Origin of the sequence: Paenibacillus hunanensis, assembly GCF_034055775.1 — a bacterium.
Classification (GTDB): Bacteria; Bacillota; Bacilli; order Paenibacillales; family Paenibacillaceae; genus Saccharibacillus; species Saccharibacillus hunanensis.
The window spans coordinates 236713-258645 of record NZ_CP139194.1 but is presented as its reverse complement, the minus strand read 5'-3'; the positions used below and the strand labels follow the sequence as shown (position 1 = coordinate 258645).

General features: G+C 47.8%; 12 protein-coding genes. 3 read left to right on the top strand and 9 right to left on the bottom strand.

The window, feature by feature from the left end; all coding sequences use genetic code 11:
• Positions 1-196 precede the first annotated feature (196 nt).
• From SK066_RS01060 to SK066_RS01040, 5 genes are all read right to left on the bottom strand, one after another.
• On the bottom strand, positions 197-3289 hold the full coding sequence (locus SK066_RS01060; RefSeq protein WP_320543295.1) for a beta-galactosidase, LacZ type: 3093 nt from the start codon (positions 3287-3289) through the stop codon (positions 197-199).
• Between the two features lie 512 nt (positions 3290-3801).
• A complete protein-coding gene (locus SK066_RS01055; protein WP_320543294.1) occupies positions 3802-4626 on the bottom strand; it encodes a carbohydrate ABC transporter permease in 825 nt (274 codons plus the stop codon).
• A complete protein-coding gene (locus SK066_RS01050) occupies positions 4619-5548 on the bottom strand; it encodes a carbohydrate ABC transporter permease (protein ID WP_407673729.1) in 930 nt (309 codons plus the stop codon). The genes SK066_RS01055 and SK066_RS01050 overlap by 8 nt, the downstream gene beginning before the upstream one ends.
• Before the next feature lie 165 nt (positions 5549-5713).
• Positions 5714-7003 carry an extracellular solute-binding protein gene (locus SK066_RS01045; protein ID WP_320543293.1) on the bottom strand — a complete coding sequence of 430 codons (1290 nt, stop codon included), beginning with the start codon at positions 7001-7003 and terminating at the stop codon, positions 5714-5716.
• Between the two features lie 474 nt (positions 7004-7477).
• Positions 7478-8401, bottom strand: coding sequence for a copper amine oxidase N-terminal domain-containing protein (locus SK066_RS01040; RefSeq protein ID WP_188774512.1), 924 nt, complete (start codon positions 8399-8401; stop codon positions 7478-7480).
• A gap of 611 nt (positions 8402-9012) precedes the next feature.
• Here SK066_RS01040 and SK066_RS01035 point away from each other — a divergent pair.
• Positions 9013-9630, top strand: a complete 618-nt coding sequence (locus SK066_RS01035) for a DedA family protein (protein ID WP_320543292.1) — start codon at positions 9013-9015, stop codon at positions 9628-9630.
• Between the two features lie 1132 nt (positions 9631-10762).
• Here the strand turns inward: SK066_RS01035 and SK066_RS01030 are convergent.
• From SK066_RS01030 to SK066_RS01015, 4 genes are all read right to left on the bottom strand, one after another.
• Complete coding sequence (locus tag SK066_RS01030; protein WP_320544772.1) at positions 10763-12562, bottom strand: sensor histidine kinase; 1800 nt, start codon at positions 12560-12562, stop codon at positions 10763-10765.
• A 42-nt stretch (positions 12563-12604) separates the two neighbouring features.
• A complete protein-coding gene (locus SK066_RS01025; RefSeq protein WP_320543291.1) occupies positions 12605-14191 on the bottom strand; it encodes a response regulator transcription factor in 1587 nt (528 codons plus the stop codon).
• Between the two features lie 462 nt (positions 14192-14653).
• Complete coding sequence (locus SK066_RS01020; protein WP_320543290.1) at positions 14654-15286, bottom strand: LysE family translocator; 633 nt, start codon at positions 15284-15286, stop codon at positions 14654-14656.
• Positions 15287-15625: 339 nt separating this feature from the next.
• Positions 15626-16948, bottom strand: coding sequence for a diguanylate cyclase domain-containing protein (locus tag SK066_RS01015; protein ID WP_320543289.1), 1323 nt, complete (start codon positions 16946-16948; stop codon positions 15626-15628).
• A 256-nt stretch (positions 16949-17204) separates the two neighbouring features.
• Between SK066_RS01015 and SK066_RS01010 the strand changes: the two genes are divergently transcribed.
• Entirely contained in the window at positions 17205-18464 is a 1260-nt protein-coding gene (locus SK066_RS01010) for a hypothetical protein (protein WP_320543288.1), read from the top strand.
• Positions 18461-21556 (top strand): DEAD/DEAH box helicase, encoded by a 3096-nt coding sequence (locus tag SK066_RS01005; protein WP_320543287.1) that lies wholly within the window; start codon positions 18461-18463, stop codon positions 21554-21556. Before SK066_RS01010 ends, SK066_RS01005 begins: the two co-directional genes overlap by 4 nt.
• Positions 21557-21933 lie beyond the last annotated feature (377 nt).

The following is a 21933-nucleotide window of genomic DNA, read 5'->3' as shown; positions in this document are numbered from 1 at the left end:
AAGCTTATTTCTTCGATTCTCATTTCACCTCACTAATCATTTAGGAATTATCTTGCTCATTTACTATATAATAACCTTACTTAAAATGTCAAATAATTACATACATTATCACAAAAATCCTCGTTGCACACCTTAGGCGCAACGAGGATTCCTTATCATAAAAGCTTATATTATGACATGTTTGACATAAGAATGATTACGGCTGTACAGGCGTGATCGTAAACTCAAATGTGATGTCAGTTTCCGATGGGATCTGGTACTCATCATGTACCGGAGCGCCCCAGCTATCGTCACCGCCAACACCCATTTGCTTGCCTGCTACTGTTACAACGGTATAGTGTACGGGTGGTAGCTCATACAGATGCGCCGCACTTTCCAGCTCCAACGCCGTATATGGCAGGATGCTGCACTCGACTGGAGCCGTTGCCGGAGACGTGATGCGCAGTCCGCGCTGCCCATCATCTGTAATCTCTACACGACGTACGCCGGTACGGTTACCAAATTCCTGTGGCACCACATAGCCCGATACATTATCAGCGACATCATTGCTAAATGTACCGAGTCGTGCACCAAAGGCACGGTCGATATAGTTTTCTTCTGGTCCCATCGCATACCAGTCCAGATGATGGTATTCTGCTGGGATTTTGAACGAGAGCGCTACCGTTGGTACGTTTGGCAGACCCGCCACACCGCTATAGCTTGATTTCACATGCAGACGACCATCATTGTATACCGTATACACGGTTGTCATTTTCACATCCGCATGGATGCTAAATGCGTACTCGAACGTTACCGTTACGTGATCAGCGGCTTTGTCCAGCTCCATCTTCGTGCAGCGGCGTGCCAGACTAGCAGCCAGCCAGCTTGCCGATGTGAAGTTTTGTCCTGCACCACGGTCGTTGTCTGTTGTGGCGCGCCAGAATTGCGGCGCTGGAGGTGCAGAGATGTACTCACGACCACTGTAGCGCAGGGACGTCAGGCTACCTACTGCACGGGAGAACATGATGCCGAAGTGCTCGCCATGTACACCCACGTTCACATCGCCCTCTGCAATGCGAAGCTCGCCTGTTACGAATGCTTGAGGAGCTACTGCCTCACCTTCAACGATGAATACATGCTCGCCAAAGGATACCTCGTAGCCAGCTTCTGCCCACAGCGCTGCTTCCTTCAGCACCAGTGCTGCATGAATCGCATACTCGCCTGCTTCAGTTGCTGCCTGTGGTAGTGCTACCTCGATATGACGCTCTGTACCTGCTGGTACATCGACTGCCAGTGTTTGCTCATGAACAAGCACGCCTTCGCGGTAGACACGGTATTGCAGATCATACGCTTCTGTACCGACAAACAGATTCTCATTGCGGATCGTTACACCGTTTTGATCTGGAGTCAGCTTAATATTTTGATACAGGAATTTGACCTCCTGCATTTTTGGAGATACTTTGCGATCGGCGTACACGATACCATCTGTACAGAAACCATAATCGGTTGCACGATCATCATAGTCGCCGCCGTATGCCAGGTACTCGTCGCCATAGCGATTTTTCTTCATGACCGCCTGGTCGATGTAATCCCAGATAAAGCCACCTTGATACAGCTCATATTTATTTTCCAGCTCTGTATACTTATGCATACCACCAACCGAGTTCCCCATCGCGTGCATATATTCGCAGCTAATGTACGGCTTTTGTGGGTCATTGTTCAAATATTCCTCAATATCCTGAGGCTTCGCATACATGCGGCTCTCCATATCGCTCGAATCGTTAAATTCACGACGATAGAATACACCCTCATAATGCACCAGACGAGTCGGGTCGGCTTCACGGAAATAGTTCGCTACGTTCAGGATCACCTGACCTGCATACGATTCATTACCACATGACCAGATCAGGATCGATGGGTGGTTCTTATCGCGCTCGACCATCGAGATCGCACGATCCATAACGATATCCTGCCATTCTGGCAGATCGCCAGGGATGTTCCAGGATGGCTCAACCGCGCCTAGCTTCTGCCAGGAGCCGTGTGTTTCCAGATTCATCTCGTCGATCAGATAAATGCCGTACTCATCACATAGCTCATACCAGCGTGTCTGGTTCGGATAGTGAGACGTACGCACCGCATTCATATTGTTCTGCTTGATCGTACGAATATCCCACAGCATATCCTCTTCAGTTACGGTACGTCCGGTACGGCAGTTGAACTCGTGACGGTTCACACCTTTGAAAACGATACGCTTGCCGTTGATGCACATGATCTTACTAATCATTTCAAAACGGCGGAAGCCGACTGGCTGCGGAATCACTTCGGTCAGCTCACCAGCTGCATTATAGACGGAAATGTACAGCGTATACAGGTATGGATCTTCTGCACTCCATGTGGATGCATTCGCTACAGTCGCTTCAAAGCTTGCTGTTGCTCCATCCTTACCAGCCGCAAATGATACCTCGCCCGAAGCGACCGTTTCACCATCGGCTGTTTTCAATTCCAGTACCGCACGACCGTCTGCTGGCTGTCCTTTTTCCAGTGTCAGCTTCACATTCAGCTGTCCAGTTGTATAGCTATCGTCCAGACCTGCATTCACATGCAGATCACGCACATGCACTTCCGGCACCGTATACAGATATACATCGCGGAAAATACCGGAGAAACGCCAGAAATCCTGATCTTCCAGCCATGCTCCTGTACTGCGCTGATACACCTCAACCGCAAGACGGTTTTCCCCTTCCTGTATGTAAGGAGTCAGGTCAAAGTCAGATGGCGTAAAGCTGTCTTCACTGTAGCCCACGAACTTGCCGTTCAGCCACACATAAAATGCTGATTCCACGCCCTGGAAGGAAATATAGACCGGGCCACCAGCCAGCTTCTCTGGCACGATAAAGCTCTTCACATAGCTACCGACCGGATTGTTATCCTCGGAAATAAATGGTGGACGCAGATTCTCCACGCCATCCCATGGATACATCGTATTCACATATTGCATCTGTCCATAGCCCTGTGTCTGGATATGACCCGGCACCAGAATCTCGCCCCAGCCTACACAAGCAAAGCCATTCTCGTAAAAGTTCTGCGGACGGCTTGCTGGATTCACTGCATAGTTGAACTTCCACGTACCATTCAGACTATGACGCCAGTCCAGTGCACCGCGTTGCTCCGCTTGCTCTGCTGTCGCATAGTACTTGTGATCTGAATAAGCTTTCAGTCGATTGACTGCAAATACACTCGTATCCGTCAGCCACTCCAGCGAAGGTGTTGTTACCCGTTGTTCTACCACTTCTGCTTGCGTCTTGCTCATATCCATTCACTCCATTTCACTTTGAATGCAATACATGCCTGCGTCTAATCTGCGTCTGCAAAGCGTATTTCGGTCTTCACCTCACTACCCTAGCATGAAGCCAAGCCCTCCACTTTCCATCCACAAATCCTCCCACACCACACATACCGTAAACTCTCTTATTATTATATTCCGATTACCTCTATCTTTTTAACATAATAAAATAGCGAATAACTAACTTCCATATTATTATATAAATGATTCACGCCCTCAATAGGCTACTGCCCATTCGTAGTCTGCGAGCAGCAGGGAACGAAGGGAAGGAAATAAGGGGAACGGACGACTTTCGAGCACGGGAATCTACATCCCACTCCTACTCCGTAGATTCCTGTGCGAGACGGGAGTCCGCCCCCTTATTCCTTCCCGCAGTGGCTGATGCTCACATCCTACAATGGCAAATAAAAAGTGCTGCGAAGACGCGCCGGAGCTGGCCATCTTCCGCAGCACTTCTTACTTAAAGCGATGTACAGCTATTATTTGACCGAACCGACCATACCTGCAACAAAGTGCTTCTGCATCAGGAAGAACACAAGCGCTGTTGGCAGTGTGGAGATCACGATCGCCAGCATGATTACGCCATAGTCAGGTGCATAACCGGAGCCCAGATTGGAAATGAGCAGTGGAATCGTTTGATTCTCTGGTGTTTGCAAAACAACGAGTGGCCACAGGTAGTTGTTCCAGCTTGCCATGAACGTGATGATCGCAGCTGCTGCATATGTGGTTTTCATCGTTGGCATATAAATGCGGAAGAACAATCCAAGCTCGCTCAGTCCATCCATACGTCCTGCTTCCAGCAGATCCTTTGGAAACATTTTCGTGCTTTGACGGAAGAAGAAGATCAGAAACGCCGTTGTCATCGTTGGAATAACGACCGCAGCAGGTGTATCAATACCGATGAAGGAAACAAAGTTAGTGATTTTACCGAACATACGGTACAAAGGCACCATCAATGCTGCAAATGGAATCATCATCGACAGCAGCAGGATGTTAAATACGATATCTTTTGCTTTACTGCGATAGATTTCAAAGCCATAGCCTGCTAGTGAAGCGATCAGCAGCGCCAGCAGCGTTGTGGATACCGCGATTTTAGCCGAGTTCGCCATCGCTGTCCAAATGTCGACGGAGCTGGTCAGCTTCGCCAGATTGTCCATCAGATGAGCGCCTGGGAGCAGGCGACCTTGTGTAACGTCTACCGAAAGGTTCGTCGCACTAACGATCATCCAGAAGAACGGGAAGATCGAGACGAATGCTGCGACAATAAGGAATAAATATGTGAATGTTGTTTTCGTCTTAGCCATTACGCTCACCTGCCACTTTGAACTGGATGAAGGAAAGAATGATAACCATAATTACGATCGAATACGATACCGTTGCCGCATAACCGAAGTCCGGTGAGTATTTGAACGACAGGTTGTAGATGTATTGCGAGATTGTTGTCGTTGCGTTACCCGGTCCGCCCTTCGTAATGTTCACAACCTCATCGAACAATTGCAGTGTACCGATCGTCGATGTGATCGATGTGAACAGAATGATTGGCTTGAGCAGTGGTACAGTAATGCTGAAAAATTGACGAACTGCCGAAGCACCGTCGATACGTGCTGCTTCGTAGATGGAGCTATCGATATTTTGCAAACCGGACAGATAGAAGATCATGTTGTAGCCTGTCCAGCGCCATGTGATGGCGATGATGATTGTGATTTTTGCCCAGAATGGATCGGTGATCCACTGAATCGGTGTACCGATCACGTGCAGGCCCAGCAGCATACCGTTAACCAGACCGTCTGGTGCGAACAGGTATTTGAATACAACGGAGTAAGCAACCAGGGAAGTGATACATGGCAGGAAGATCGCTGTCCGGAAAAAGCCTTTGAATTTCAAATTGCGGTCATTCAGCAGTACCGAGATAAACAGTGCCAGTACGACCATCAGCGGTACCTGGAACAGCAGGTAGATGAATGTATTTTTGACAGCCATGATAAAGGTCGTGTCGATGAACAGTCGTGTGTAGTTATCAAGGCCATTAAATTTCAAGTTCATGCCTTTACCTGTCTGGAAGGACAGGATCAGCGCTTGGATCATAGGATAGAAGAAGAAAATACAGATTAAGGCTGCTGCGATTCCAACGAATACCCAGCCGGTAATGCTTTCTTTCATACGGTTGCCCATGCGTGAGCGTGTTGCTTTTTGACTCTGGTTCAATGCGGGTTCAGCGGTTTTCATATCGTCTCATCTCCCTCGTATCGCCGGTTTGCTTATTTATTTTTATATGCTTAGCCTGCGACGTACACATTTCAGGTATGGTTTACAGCCCCGGTCATAATAAGGAAATAAAACCTTGAACGATCAGCCCAAGGTTTTATCTCCCCATTCATTACAATGTCCGGATTATTTCAGTTGAGCTTCAGCTTGTGTTTGTACATCATTCATCATCGTGTCAACGTCTTTGCTACCGTTCAGGTAGTTTTGAAGTTCAACAGTCATGATATCTTCGATCGCATAAGTGTGCAGACCGTAGTTCACTTTTGGAACTTCTGTTGTCCATTTTGCGAAGTCAGCATAGATTTTTTGACCGCCGAAGAACTCGTCAGCTTTATCGTATGCGCTACCTTCAGAAGCTGCTTTGAATGTAGACAGAACGCCAACTTTATCAAGCATTTGTTGATACAGGTCTTTGTCAGAACCGAAAGTGGAAGCCATGAAATCAGCAGCTGTGTCTTTACCGTCTACGTTCATTACGTACCAGGAGCTACCACCGATGTTAGAAGCGTGAACCGAGTTAGGTACATCGCTCAGAACTGGAATCGGTACAGCTGCCCATTTACCGGATTGGGAAGCTTCAGCTTTGATAGATGGTGTAATCCAGTTACCTGTTGGTACGGATGCTACGTCACCACTGTTGAATGCTGCCAGGAATTGGCTCCAGTCAGAGTTAGCTTTTACGATGTTTGCATCATACATAGCTTTGTATGTTTCCAGCGCTTTTTTCAGTGCTGCGTTGTTAGCGATATTTGGCGTAGTACCATCTTCTTTCAGGTACCAGGAACCAGCGGACTGGATCATTGCACGGATCAGACCGAGATCGTTAGGATCTTGAGTCAGCATGTCTTTGCCAGTAGCGGCTTTGACTTTTTTACCGATTTCGATGTATTGATCCCAAGTGATGTTTTGCAGATCGTCTGGTGTGTAACCCGCTTGTTTGAGATAGTCTGTACGTACAAACAGACCTGTTACACCAGAATCAAATGGAATACCGTATTGCTTGCCTTCGTAGCTTGTAGGGCCTGCTTTGTAATCTGCAAAGTCAGAAGCTTTGATTTTGTCAGACATATCCACGAAAGAGTCTGGATACGCTTGCAAGAAGTTCTGTGAACGATAGTCCTCGATCAGAACAACGTTAGGCAGACCTTTTGTTGTACCGGAGTTCAAGCCAGTGTTCAGCTTTTGTACGATATCAGCCTGTGCATTCTCAACGAGATTGATCTTCACGTCAGGATGAGATTTCATATATTTTTCTTTGGCAAGTTCCAGTGCGGCAATGTTGAAGTTTTTATCCCATGCCCAGATTGTGATTTCTTTAGCGGATGCATCGGAACCTGAGCTTGCGTTTCCGCCACCGCTAGAACATGCGGACAGCAGCAGTACGCTTGCCAGTAAAAGAAACATCAGTTTTTTCATCTTGTTTCAACCCCTGCTCTTGTATAATGTTTTGCTCTTTGAAAGCGTTTGCTTATTGACAAGCTAATCTTACCATTCCGGTTTCATCGGATGTTAGGAATATATTTGTACGGATTTGTTATATTATTGGCACAACCTCTTTTGGTAGCGTTATCATTTGGTACTATTTTTGTTTTTTGGTACTATATTTAGATTGAGTGGTAATATCATCTGGTATTGTATCCGCTTTTATCTTTCTTTCAAAAGTAGAATGTTGGAAAACCAATTGGGTTTCAGCCTTTTTCCGACAAAAAAAGAGCCAGGCAGAGGTTACTATCTCTACCTGGCTCTTTGGCTGTGATCTGGCTTCGTATGCAAAATGGTCCAGAGCTAAAATGGCGTATGGATGTAACTCCTAGCTCTATCCCTTTCTCTATGTGCATCCTGAATCCGTGACGCTTACCTGCTGTATACGGCAGGAGCTAATCGTCTGGACTACTTCACCTGCTGCTCGCCCGGAATATTCGGGAAGGTTGCTTCTGTTCCGCCCTGTGCTCCAGAAGACAGAATCGGATTCTCGATATAGCCATACCGCACGACACCATTGGCTGTTAATGTATCGTAGAATGCTACATTGGTAAGAATATTTGGCATGACGCCATCCTCCTGCTCGATTGCATACGGCAGGAAGAACAGGTTATCTCGGGATTGCTGATTCAGGTTCAATTTCGCCGTCCAGACCAGCTCACTGTGATTCTCTTGCATTTCGTAATAATATACGACATCTCCACGCTGCTCAAAGAACGGATACGATTGTCCCTGCGGGAAATAATAACGGTAGATGCCGTTATTGGAATTGTCCGAAGGCGTAAACGTTTTGAGACGATTAATACGCGGAATGTTCACTGCTGCCGCACGTGCTGTAGCCAGATCGGTACCGCTCAGCTGACGAAGCAGTGTATCCGGTGTTTTCGCTACATAGACGGTGCGCCCTGTCGAATTCCAGAATACCTTTGCCTGTGCGGCTTCAGCGATAAAACGAAGTGGCACCATGGCACGTCCTTCACGAAGCTCAGGTGCGACGGGTAATTGCACCGTACGATCATTAATCGTAGCGGTCTTCTGTCCGATAACAAGCGTGATCACATTGCCATCCTGACTGACGGTAACGGTCTGGGTAATATTGTTCCAGATCGTAGAGTTACCTGGTATGTACTGAAGCGCTTTAATTGGAATCATCGTCGTTCCCTGCTCCACATAAGCTGTTACCCCTACATAGACAGTCGAATTATTCACGATCACCTGAATGTCCGGTGTCGCTGCTGCCTTCGTGGTAGCTGCTGTAGCCGCAGTCGTTTCGCCCACTAATCCTATTACAACTATCATTGTTAAAAATAGCTTGGAACATCGTTTCATCATATTCTATTCCTCCATTGATCGTCATACAAGCAGATGCGGCCAATCAGGATGTTGCACAAGAGCCCTGTACCTCACCTCACTCATCCCGTCCTGGATAAGCTCAGAGTACAAAGCGGCATAACGTGCCAGCCCCTTCTATCTTACCATCTTTTATACCCCGACTACTAATCAAGCAAGCAGTCTGCCCGTATCTGTTCTTATTCTTCTAACCGTATGAAGCTGTAACGCTAAGTATCGCATGTCGCTAATGCCTATACAGTGAGGCTGACATCGCGTGTACATTTTACATCGCCATAGGAAGTAGTGTATATTTTATGCAAATGTGATGGGTAGAGTTGGATAGCCCTTGAACAATAGCTTATAAGCTGGAATAAGCTATTGTTCAGGGAAATAACAAGGTATTCCCTCGGTGTAATGAGCCAATATACACGTAAGGGATATATCATTTCTTCCGTTCTTCATATGTCATTTTGTACAAATTTGCTAATGATTGAAGTGCGGACAGTTGTTCCAACGTATACACGTTACCATCATCATGTTTCCAACTGGCTATTCATCGGTATATATAGTAGACGATGGCTGGAGTGAAAACCTTACTGAGGAGGGTTCTTTTGCAAAACTGGATTACGAGCTTTATGGAGCAATTTGGCTATGTCGGCATCGCCCTGATCATTGCGCTGGAAAATGTATTCCCACCGATTCCTTCGGAAATTGTGCTGCCCTTTGGCGGCTTTATGACGACCAATTCCTCCCTGACGATCATCGGTGTCATTATCGCCGCTACAATTGGCTCGGTGCTGGGTGCGGTCATTTTATATGGTGTAGGTCGTCTGCTTGATGTCGAGCGACTAGAGAAGATTATCGATCGCTGGGGTCATATTTTACGTATTAAAAAAGAAGACGTTCATCGGGCAGATGCCTGGTTTGATAAATACGGCTACTGGACGGTGCTATTCTGCCGCATGATTCCGCTCGTACGCAGCCTGATCTCGATTCCAGCAGGCATGTCCAATATGAAGTTCGGGCTATTCTTGCTGTTTACGACGATCGGTACAGTAATCTGGAACTCAATTCTGGTCATTATTGGTGCGATGCTAGGGGACAACTGGCATCGGATTACAGAGTTTATGGATATTTATTCGAGTGTGGCTTATGTCATTATTGCGGTTGTGGGCGTTGCAGGGATTGTGTGGTATGTAAGACGGCATCGTCGGGCTGGGGCGAAGTGATACCCTGCTAAAAGCGAGAACTTCTGAGGTGTCGCAATACACAGTATCATCGATTACATGAAATTCTATGATGATAATGCAGGAGATAAGTATTGCAAGGATGGGCGTTCTGAGGATCACTATGAGTTGAAGCATACACCACTTACGGCAAGGAATAAGGGAACGGACTCAGGTGGAACCCAGGAATCTACTGATTAGGAGTAAATGTAGATTCCCGGGCTCCAAAGCAGTAAGATATTTTGCTTTCGCAAAAATCACTCTTCATTGAACATCGTGTTAGGAAGTCGCTAACACTGTAAGTCGTCCTTTTCCCTTATTTCCTTGCCTCCGTTCCGTGAATAGCGCAACGTATCATGCAGTCTGCATAGTTAATGCGATCTTTTAAGTGCCTGTATCAAAGTGGCTTTATTCTTCATTATTTCTTCTACCAAGTCATTAGATACTATAAAGTCTCCGTTCTATGCATTAGTTAACACGCAACAATAACCATCACACTTTGTACGTTAGATTAAGAGGCAGTATTAGAATCGCGGCAATACAATGTTGCTCTCACAACTTCATACGTCTTTTATTATTTTTGCAATTAAAAGACAGGCTACGAACCATCCTGACTTATCACTTTCAAGCTTAAAATAAATAATCACTTGATGGAAATGAGCATTTTTGATTGCTGATGCCATTCGGGCTAATTTCAGGCAAGCAAGCACGTATGTAAGAGTTCTATGTACTTGAACGATGGAGTATACATAATTATAAGTACATAGATACGCACAGAACGCAGGGAAGGAAATAAGGGGAACGGACGACTTTTGAGCGCGGGAATCTACAACTTTCTCCTACTCCGTAGATTCCTGTGCGAGACGGGAGTCCGTCCCCTTATTCCTTCCCGGAGTGGTGTCCATTCCATCATGATATCAACTAAAAAAGCATGCCAAAGCAATTTAGCCTCATTTTCAAGCAAGAATAACACTACAATCAGCTCATAATGCTGCATATAAAAATCAGCATGTGTTCATACACTTCATAGTTCAAATAAAAAAGCCGCTGAATCGATGAGGATTCGGTGGCTTTTCAAGTGGAAAATGTTGCAGCTAATACGCGGATCATTTTAGATTTTCGATATGCAGTCTACTTATGACATATCGTCAGACATCGGCTCCAGAATAAGCGGTAAGGTCACTTTAACCTTGGTGCCCTGTCCTTTTTTGCTGGAGATGCTTACGCCGTATTGCTCGCCGTAGAGTAAGGTGATGCGGTTGTGGACGTTTTGAACGCCGATGCCGGTGAAGAGCTGGCGTTTGCTTTTTGGATTCGGTAAGCGGCTGCCCTCGGCGGAATCGGAGAAGCCGTCCATGCCGTCTCCGTTATCGACGACCTCGCAGACGAGCATGTCATCCTGACGGGATACCATGATGTAGATAACGCCAGCGCCTTTTTCGTTAAAGGCGTGGAAAAATGCATTTTCGATAAACGGCTGAATGATCAGCTTGGGTACATGATAGTCCATGCAGTCGGGCGAGACAAAGTAGTTCACTTGCACTTTGCCGCCATACCGGACATGGTTGATAAACACGTAGTTTTTCATATTTTCTAATTCCTGCTCGATTGTGATCGTCTCGCTGACGTTGCTGATCGTATTTTGCAGCAGAGAGATCAGTGCATTGATCGTCTCGGCGGCGGTTTCCTTATTGCCCTTTTGTACGAGCATTTTGATCGATGCGAGCGTATTGTACAGGAAATGGGGATTGATCTGTCGCTGGAGCGCGGCCAGCTCGGCGTTACGCTGCTCCTTTTGCGTTTCGAGTAGACGGGCGATATAATCGTTCAGTTCGTCCAGCATATAGTTAAAGGCACGGCTCAGCTCCTGCACCTCATAGCTGCCCGTCACATTTACATAGTTGCCAAAGTCCTTTTCGGTAATGGTGGACATTTGCCGTACGAGACGGGTGAGTGACTGGGTTAAGCGACGGGAAATGAGGAACACGGTCAGCAGGGCTGCGGCAACGATAGCGATACAGATGAGCGCAATATCGCGCACATTAATGATCTGCCCGACCGCATACTGGCGATCAATCAGATTGACGAGGTAGAAGTCATATTCTGGAATATAGTTGGATAAAATAATATGATTCTTCCCCATCACATCGGCATTTTTATAGCTCATCTGCTGCTCCTGCATCTCGGTAACGTCCTTGAGCAGCTGCGGCGAGAAGGTGCCGATCAGCTTGTCTTGATTGGATGAGACGATACGTCCATTGGAGTCGAGAATAAGCACATCATTACCTGTACTCGTAAAATTGCTATAAAAGCGCTTGAACTGATCCTCGCGAATCGCAACATAAATCGTGCCATATAGAAAGTCGCTCGTGCGCTCCATTAAGGCTTTGGAAGCGATAATGTAGTTCTCCTTGCCATCCTTGGCTGTCTCTTCATCATATTGATACATCAGGCGGCGCGGCTGATCAACGGTATGCTTCGTAATCATACTATCTGCCAGATTGCTCGCGTCTACCGGCCAATACGACCAGTCGGACGTATAGCTACGCCCATTGACGCCGACCATAGTCACCCCGACATCGTAGGCATCCACATTCGACTTGATCTGCTTCATCTGCTGCCCCATGCTAAAATAGGTCGCTCCTGCGCTGATCGAGTCGCCATCTCCGCCTGCGAGATAATTTTTTACAGTACCATTCTGAGACGCATGGCTGACCGCATTCACGATCGAATCATTGAGCGATTCCATACTCGTCTTGATCTGATTCAGCACCTTGGAGTTCGTAATGCTGAACGTCTCGGTAAATAGACGCTCAGACATCCGAATCGTCACCAGTGACGTTAACAGACAGACAGCGATAATACTGACGACCATCACGATAAACAGCTTGAACACTAGACCCTGCTGCTCAAAGCGTTGCATATATTGTTTGATCTTCATGCTTGCTCACACTCATTTTTTGGTGATTTGGCTGCTTTAGCGTGCATGCTGACGCCGATACTGACTTGGTGACAGCCCTGTCCATTTTTTAAATACTTTCGTAAAGTAGCTGTGATCGGAATAGCCGACACGATCGCTAATCTCTGAGATCGAATAGCGGTCATCCTTGAGCATCTCGGCTGCCTTTTGCACTCGAATTTTGTTCAAATGCTCGCTGAAGCCTTCCTTATTATGCGTCGTAAAATAACTCGACAAATACGAAGGGTTAAAGTGGAAATGCTGTCCAAGACCGGTCAGGCTGAGCGGCTCCGCATAATGCTCCTCGATATATTCCAGCAGCATCTTCATATTGGTCGTGCCCTGACTCTGCCCGGAGCGCTCGGCAATGCGTGCATCGACCTTTTGCAAAAAGCTATTTAATAATGCAGTCGTCTGGCGTACATCCAGTGCATCGTTAATTTCGCGGAAATAGTCATACTTTTCCTCGTCGAGCTGACGTACATCATAGTCCTGATTACCAAGCAGTGTAATAATATTGAAAATAATATTTCCTAAAAACGACTTGAGCTCAAATGGAGTCGCAAGATAGTTCGCCGACAGTGTCTGCACATACTCACGCAGTGCCGCAAAAGCGGTGTTAAAGTTATCCCGGCGCAGCTCCTCGGTAAATTCCTTCAGATTAAATGAACCGCGTACCTCAGCCGGGGCGGGCAGCTCTGAGCCGATTATGAGCGCATGATCTGGAAAATAAAATCGATAATCGAGCAGCTTGAGCAGCTGCTGATACACCTCGCCGATCTGCTCCATCTGGTCAAAGCGCTCACTGAGCGCCCAGGCAAGCTGCGCGGTGTTCGTCTCACGTAGCATATGCTGAGCGAGCTGGCGCAGCAATTCAACCGTTTCATCATAATGAATTGTGCTCAGATTAAGCACGAAAACAACGATCTGCGGGTCTGCCGCAACCGGACGAAAGGCGAGCGGAAGCTCCGCTTGCTCCAGCACCTCGGCTAATCGGGCGCTCGTCGTAGCGATATGACTGCTCTTTTGCTGGACTAGCTGTTCGCCACCACCCAGACTGGATAGACGCGGCTGCACGCCCACCAGATAAAAGGAGGGATACGGAAAATGCTCCTTTAACAGCGCAGGCTCCGCATCGGCTTCAAAGCCAGCGATCCACTTTTCCAGTATATGATCGACGGTAATCTGCTCGCTGCCCGTTTCTTCATCATATTGAATGGCAGGAATACGACGGGCTGTATTTTGCAATACCTGAAGTAGCTCCTGCGTTTCGAGCTTTGGCTTTAAAATGTAGTCAGCGACCCCATTCTGGAACGTCGAGCGCACATAGTTAAATTCTCCATAGCTGCTTAATACGATAATCTCAATCTCAGGATAGCTCTGCTTCAAGATGCGGGTGAATTCCTCTCCATCCATAACAGGCATCACGATATCGGTAATGACAATATGTGGACGTAGCTCAGCGATTAATTCCAGCGCCTCGCGTCCATTGGAAGCCTCGCCGACAATCTGAAAGCCATACTGCTCCCAGACAAGGTAATGCTTGATGCCCTGGCGCACGAGTACTTCATCGTCTACGATTAATATTTTGCATAATTCTTTCATCAGGACACTCCCTATAGGACTGGATGTTACGCTTGAAGTCATCTTAACAACAGCAGGATTGCATTATATAGGACGAATCGTGAATATGGCGTTTTAAGAAGTCATAACTGATAACGTTTTCATAAAAAGCTAGACGGCTTGTCTAATTTTGTCTTATTATGGTATCACAAAAATGGTACCAGCGGCACAAAATGTTTTACTGTATTAAAGACATTTCAACTAGATATTACCTATAAATAAACGAATACGGAAGCGACAACACAGCCTGATAAGCATAACAGCGGATACCGTTCATCCGCGTCTGCGTTGAATGGTATCCGCTGAAAAAGGATATATAATCCGGCTTTATTCATTATGCCGTGTATGTTACTTTGCTCTTTGAGAAGAAGAAACTATGATGTACATGCTTGTCGCTCTAACATGATGATCACTAGATCGCTAATGCTCTACATCATTACCTGCTTATTTGCTGCGATCCAGTGCCATCCGTGCTGCCAGACCTGTTAGTACACTCGCCATTAGCCAGCGCTGCCATTTGAGCCAGAGCGGACGCGCTCCAAGCCATGCGGCGATCTGACTTGCTGTAAGCACAATAAGCAGATTGATCAGAAAGCTAATACTGATCTGGATGAAGCCCAGTTCCATACTTTGCAGCAATACCGAGCCGCGCGCTGGATCGATGAATTGTGGTAGTAAGGAAATGTACAGCACCGCTGCCTTCGGATTCAGCAGATTCGTCATAAAGCCCATGACCAGTAATTTGCGCGGTGAATCGATCGATAGTGGCTTTGGCTCCAGCGGCGATGCTTGCCCCGGACGAATCGACTTCCATGCCAGCCATACTAGATAGCCAGCACCCAGCCAGCGAATGCACTCATATACGAACGGAACTGCATGAAATAATGCCGACAAGCCCAGCATGGTGGCGATAATATAGACGGTAAAAGCCAGCATAATCCCCAGCAAGGATGTCACGCCTGCCACCCTTCCCTGTGTAATCGAGCGGGATAGCAAATAAATCATATTCGGCCCCGGTGCACACACCATACCGAGCGCGACCAGAGCGAAGCCGATCATCGTTGTCAGATCGAGCATAGACTTGCCTCCTCTATCGTTAATATTCCATTCATTATACATAGATTCCGTACATTCACTTCATAATAGCTACCATCTGTTCTATACAATATACATTGAAATGAATATTAATTCATAAATATGTATGAAAAAAGTATAAACAATCAGCTTCTATACGCCGGAACATATCGCGTCAGAAGCTGATACTATTGATTGTACGTGTTATATGAACTTTAAGTGCTGCGATTGATCGGGTGTTTTGTTCGCTTGAGATCGTGTACATTCATCATGCTAGATCTAAGCTTTACCTTCTTTTTATACAGAAGACTACAAAAGAAAAGCATTCATTTATCGATCCAGCTAGCGTCCATTCAAGAAGACATCCTCGTAAAAGGCGAACTGTGCTTTTCCCGCACGCTTCGCTTCATACAATGCCTTATCTGCATGACGGATTAGATCAGCTGTACTAATCGAATCGTTAGGGTAAATGGAAATACCGATCGATGAGCCTGTCACCACAGAGGCTTTCCCCAGCTGCCACGGCTGTTGTAGTGTATTACATACCGTCTCTGCCATCCAGGCAATTTGATTGCGATCCGTCATAATCGGTAGCACCACTACAAATTCATCGCCACCAATTCGAGCAATCGTGTCCACCGGGCCAAGCTCGTCGGTAATGCGCTCGACCATCTGAATCAATAGCTGGTCACCCTGTTCATGCCCTAACGTATCATTCACCTGCTTGAAATGGTCTACATCCAGATACAACACGCCGACCATGGTGTTATGCTGGCGAGCAGTCTTGATATCCTGCTCCAGCTGCTTCATCAGATAACGACGATTCGGCACGCCGGTGAGCGGGTCCACATACGCGAGCGAGTTCAATTGCTGCTCATGTATTTTACGTTCGCTAATATCTCTTCCGACCACGAGTACATATTCTTCTCCATCGTCATGACTCACTCGCGACATGCTCATCTCAAACCAGATATAATGCCCCTGTATATGACGATATCTGCACTCGACCTTTGATTGTGCGAGCTCACCAGAAAACATGGCTTCAAAAGCATTGGCAAAATCCGGTACATCATCTGGATGCAGTATCGTAAAGCGCGGCTGCTTCATCGCAGCCTCGATATCGTAACCAAGCACCTTCGCCAGTGAGGGAGACAAATAATCAATCTGCCGATCCATCGTAAAAATCGTTACGATATCGGTTATATTTTCAGCGATAAATCGGAACCGTTCCTGGCTCTCATACAGCTTCTTTTCCATTAATCTGCGCTGCATAATATTACGGCTCACTGACATCAAGCGCTCTCGATTTCCCTTTCCATCAAAAATCGGTGTTTTGATAATCTCCCACAAATCCTGGGAGCGACCGTATTCCTCGAATGATCTCTCTATAATTAGCGTAGATGCTTTGTTCCACGCTTGCTCATCTGTCACATGATTATATTCCATGATCTCGCGTAATGCTGGATACTGTTCAGCGATTTCTCGATCGGTTTTATATTTGTATTGTGCTTCTTCCAATTGAAGAAGCTGCCGAACCGATCGATTACACATCAACCAGCGCCCTTCTCCATCCTTGAGCACGATCAACTCAGGGATCATATCAATCAAAAAGCGAAGCTCTGCTTCACTATCATACTTCGTCAAAAAATCACTGGAGAATTCCATTCCAATTCTCCTTTCCACAAAATAAGTGCAACCCCGTTGCATACATAACCGACGTATCCTACACGCTAAAAAGAATACCGATACGACAATAACTCGTGTATTTTATTATCGGTAAATGAACGCGTGCTTTAGAGCATTTTCCAGTAAATAAGCCTATATTCCTAGTGAGATACATGTAATAACAAGATTCATTCGGTCTGCAAATGATATAATAAGGAGATATCAAAAGTTGAACTGATGCAGGAGATGGATATCTATGAATTCAAATGCCTCCCAACCGGCAGAGCTTAGTGTAGCCGTCTGGCAGCAGCAGATTCGTGAAGCGCTGATTGCGATTGAAACGAGTATTCGCAATGTTGCTTATACCGAGCAGGCGCTGGAGATTGCTTTGAAGCTTCAACCAGTGGCGCTATCTGCGGCTTCACGCCAGTTTTATCAGCTACTGGCGGAGCTGACGATCTACAGCAAGGTGATGCTGCCGATGCACAAAACGACAGGCACCTCACCGTTATCGCTCGGTTATCATACCCGTCTGGCAGCAGGCGAGGTGCAAAGCCGAATCGATCAGCTATTAAGCAAGCCTCTACCGACACTGACGACGGATATCGAGCGTCAGCAATGGACGGAGCTACTGGCTGTACTACGCGGAGATATGCTTGCCGAGGTGCGGGATACGTATACATTATTGAACAGCTATTATTTGTTCTGGCGATACTGGGGCTGTACGTTACCGGATGGCAGACAGCGACTGGAGCGTGAGCAACGCATACTGGATGAGATTGCTGCCGAAGCCGCCGAGCGGGATCAACAGCCGCTCCCGGGATCATCGCATGCACGCTTTGCTCATCATTCGCTTCTGCTGGCGCAGAGCTATATTCACTTTTCACTGGCACAGGATGAGCAGTCCTTACACTATATTCAGGAAGCGGCAGCACGGCATGACTTTTACCCGGAACGCTTGCCCGATGTGACGAGTGAGCTGGCGGCGAATGAGCAATGGAAGCGCCTTGTCTGGTGGCTGGCAGCACTTGCTCCTATCTTGCGCAGACAGTATTCGGAGTTAGCATCGTATGCCGATCACTGGGATGCTGCGGTGCGTCAGCTGCCAGAAGCCGAGCCGCAGATGTGGAGCGCTTTAGAGAGTCTATTGCCGCTGGGCGGACGCATGTATGAAGAGAAGCTACTCGCTTATGGCAAATATGAACGCTGGATGGATTACCAGCTATCCTCTGGACGTGATCCAGCTAACTATAAGGTGACCGAGCTAAAGCCTGTCGAGACAGGCGCTCCACAGTTGCTGTTGCCCTTTTACCATCAGGCAGTAGAGCGTCATATGTCACACAAAAATCGCGATGGCTACAAGGCAGCCGTCAAGCTGCTCAAGCGGCTAGCCAAGCTGTATGCGCGGCTCAAGCAGGATGAGCGCTGGCAGCAGTATATCGAGCAATTTGCGGCGCGGAACAGTCGATTGCGTGCATTGCAGGAAGAATTGCGGAAAGGAAAGCTAATTCCATGAGTCATCATTTACAACATATCAGTGTACGCGTTGGCTTGAGTGAATATGGGGATGCTCTCATCTATGGCACCAAGGAAGCGTATGGGCTTGTACCGGCAATGTATCTAAAGCAGCTGCTTTTTGCCTGGCATGAGCCATCCTTTTACGGGACAGAGCTACAGATCGAGCAGACACCGGAGGTCGAGCTGATCGTGCTGCCTGCCGAGCAGGTTATTCCCTTTTTTGCCGAGGCAGAGCTGCTGCATCATGTGCGCTGGAGCTGGGAGGAAGAGGCCGCTACCCTACGCCTGCTTGCCCCTGCCCTGCTCGCCTGCCTGAATGATAAAAAGTACCTGCCTTCACTGGCAGCCTATCGCCGCGGACGATTGCAATGGAAATGGGATGCGGAGCAATTGCTGCGAGCCGTGCCGCGTGCACAGCGTCAGGCACTACAAAGCGCACTGAAAAACGATGTCACACCTGAAATGCTGGCTGGATTGCAGGCAGCGTTCTCTGCATCTGTATCAGAGCGATACTATAATTCGGAGGCGGAAAATGCGGATTTGCGGCGCGAGTTTCCAGCTTTATTTGACCGTAATAACAGCACGGCTGGACTGGACGAGTCGACCTGGCTGATCACGATCGGCTGGAAAAGTGATACCGCTCCATTCCGTCCCGCGCTTCAGCTGCTGGAGCCAGAGGATACGAATAGTGGCTGGCGGCTACGGCTCGTGCTTCAGGATAAGCAGGACGAGACGCATCTGGTGCCGGTACAGCTACGGCTGGATGGATTAGCGCGTGGCGATTGGCCGACAGGCTGGGAAGCGCCTGTACAGGATCGCTCTGCCAACTGGCGTGAGCAACTACGGGCGGTGCTACCGATTCAGCAATTCGGCACCGATGACGACATGATCGGACGTAGCCTGAGCAATGAGCAGGCATGGCGCTTCTTATCCCAATACAGTAACCGGCTATTACAGGCTGGCTGGCTTGTCCTCTTACCTGCATGGTGGGAAACAGCACGCCGCAAGCGACCAAAGCTCAAAGCAAAGCTAAGCGAGGACGAAGACAAGCGTACCGGCAAATCCTTCTTCGGATTGGACGCGCTGATCGACTTCGACTGGCGTGTGGCGATTGGCGAGACGGAGCTAAGCGAGGATGAGTTCCTTGAGCTTGCGGAAAAGCAGGAGCGGCTGGCGCTATTCCGTGGACAATGGATTGTGCTTGATCCTGAGCTACTCGAACAGATTCGGCGCGCGATGAGCGGTATTGATCGGCGACGCGGTCTATCGTTTCAGGATGTATTACAGCTGCATCTGATGCGTCAGGGCAAGTCGGCTGGTGCGGAGGAGGCAGAAGCTGAGGACGAAGAGCTACTGGAAATGCAGCGCATCGAGATCGAGGTCGAGCTGAATGCACAGCTGGATGAGCTGATTCGCCAGATTAGTCAGCAAAACGAATTACCACTCATCCCTATACCGGACGGATTACAGGCACAGCTACGCCCGTATCAGCAGGAAGGCTTCTCTTGGCTTAGCTTCCTGCGGCGCTTCGGTCTGGGTGCATGTCTTGCCGACGATATGGGTCTTGGTAAAACCATTCAGCTGATCACCTATCTACTGCATATCCGTGAGGATGCCGCTCGTATGACACAGATGGAGATCACACATGCGGAGACGATAGCCGCGCGACAGGCAGAGGCGCAGAGCGATCCGTCTGTGATGTCAGATGATGATCGATCCAGCGCTCAGCAATACGGCAAGGATATAGAAGATCAATATACGCCTACCTCCCTTGTCGTCTGTCCGACCTCGGTGCTGGGCAACTGGCAAAAGGAGATCGCACGCTTTGCCCCTTCGCTGCGCGTTGCACTACATTATGGCAGTAAGCGCACGAGTGGTGATGACTTCCAGCGATTAGTGGAGCAGCATGATGTGATTCTCACTTCGTATGCCACAGCATCGCTTGATCAGGAGCTACTTCAAACGATCACCTGGGCAACCGTCTGTCTGGACGAGGCGCAAAATATTAAAAACGCACAAACCCGTCAATCCCAGACGGTACGCAGTCTCCATGCACTGCACCGTGTCGCACTAACCGGGACACCGATTGAAAACCGACTGGCAGAGCTGTGGTCGATCTATGACTTTATCACGCCCGGCTATCTGGGCGGAATGAAGGGATTTCAGGATCGCTTTGCAACACCGATCGAGAAGGAGCAGGATGAGGAGCGCACATTGGAGCTACAGCGTATGGTCAAGCCATTCATGTTGCGCCGTACGAAAAAAGACCCGAATATCCAGCTCAATCTGCCGGAGAAAAATGAGATGAAAACGTATCTGAACCTGACCCCGGAGCAAGGCGCAATGTACGATCAAGCGGTCAACCAGCTCATGCAGCAGGTGAATCAGCTACAGGGAATGAAGCGCAAAGGCGCAATTCTGTCCGCACTCACCCAGCTCAAGCTGATCTGCGATCATCCCGATCTGGTGCATATGCCACAGACGCTGGAGGAAGGACAGGATCAGGAGCCGGAAGAGTTAAGTATGGAAAATGATGCGTTGATCAATCGCTCTGCCAAGCTGGAGCGGCTTCTGGAAATGGTACGCGAGCTACGTGAGGAAGGCGAGAAATGTCTTATTTTCACCCAGTATATCGGGATGGGGCAGATGATTCAGCGCATATTAAGCGAGGAACTGAATGAGCCTGTGCTATACCTAAACGGCAGCACCTCTAAAACTGCCCGTGACCGTATGATCGAGCAATTTCAGGCTCCCGGCGAACCGAATATATTCATCCTGTCCCTCAAAGCAGGTGGTGTCGGCTTGAACCTGACCGCAGCAAGCCATGTATTCCACGTCGATCGCTGGTGGAATCCTGCCGTCGAGAATCAGGCAACCGACCGAGCCTATCGGATGGGTCAGCAGCGTAATGTGCAGGTGCATAAGTTTATCTCACTTGGCACACTGGAGGAACGAATCGATGAGATGCTGGAAAGCAAACAGCAGCTCAGCAATAACATCATCGCTACGTCCGAGGGCTGGATTACGGAGCTGTCGAATGATGAGCTACAGAGCTTGTTTAGCCTGCGGCGTGAATTTAGCGAAGTATGAGGTTAGAGAAGCTATACAGGCTGATATTAGCCGAATCGATAGCTTTAGATAGAACCGATCAGCTCCATCTGAATAACTGATCACCCTATTATGACCTGCCTGAGTGATTGGCTGGATACGCTAGTATTCCGGTTCATCGCTCGGGTTTATTTTTTATTCGATCTATAGATGGAGAATTGTGAATAATCAAGCTTGGAGCAGCTGATATGTAGGATGGATTCGCGAATGTATGCATTCGTGAATGTATACATTTTTCATTTACAAACCGATGGTCTGTTTTTATAATATATTTATCTACTATCGCTGAACAAAGCATGATTCGATTATAAAAGAGCAAACCAGCTAGTCTACGGATGAAAATTTTAGGAGGTAATACG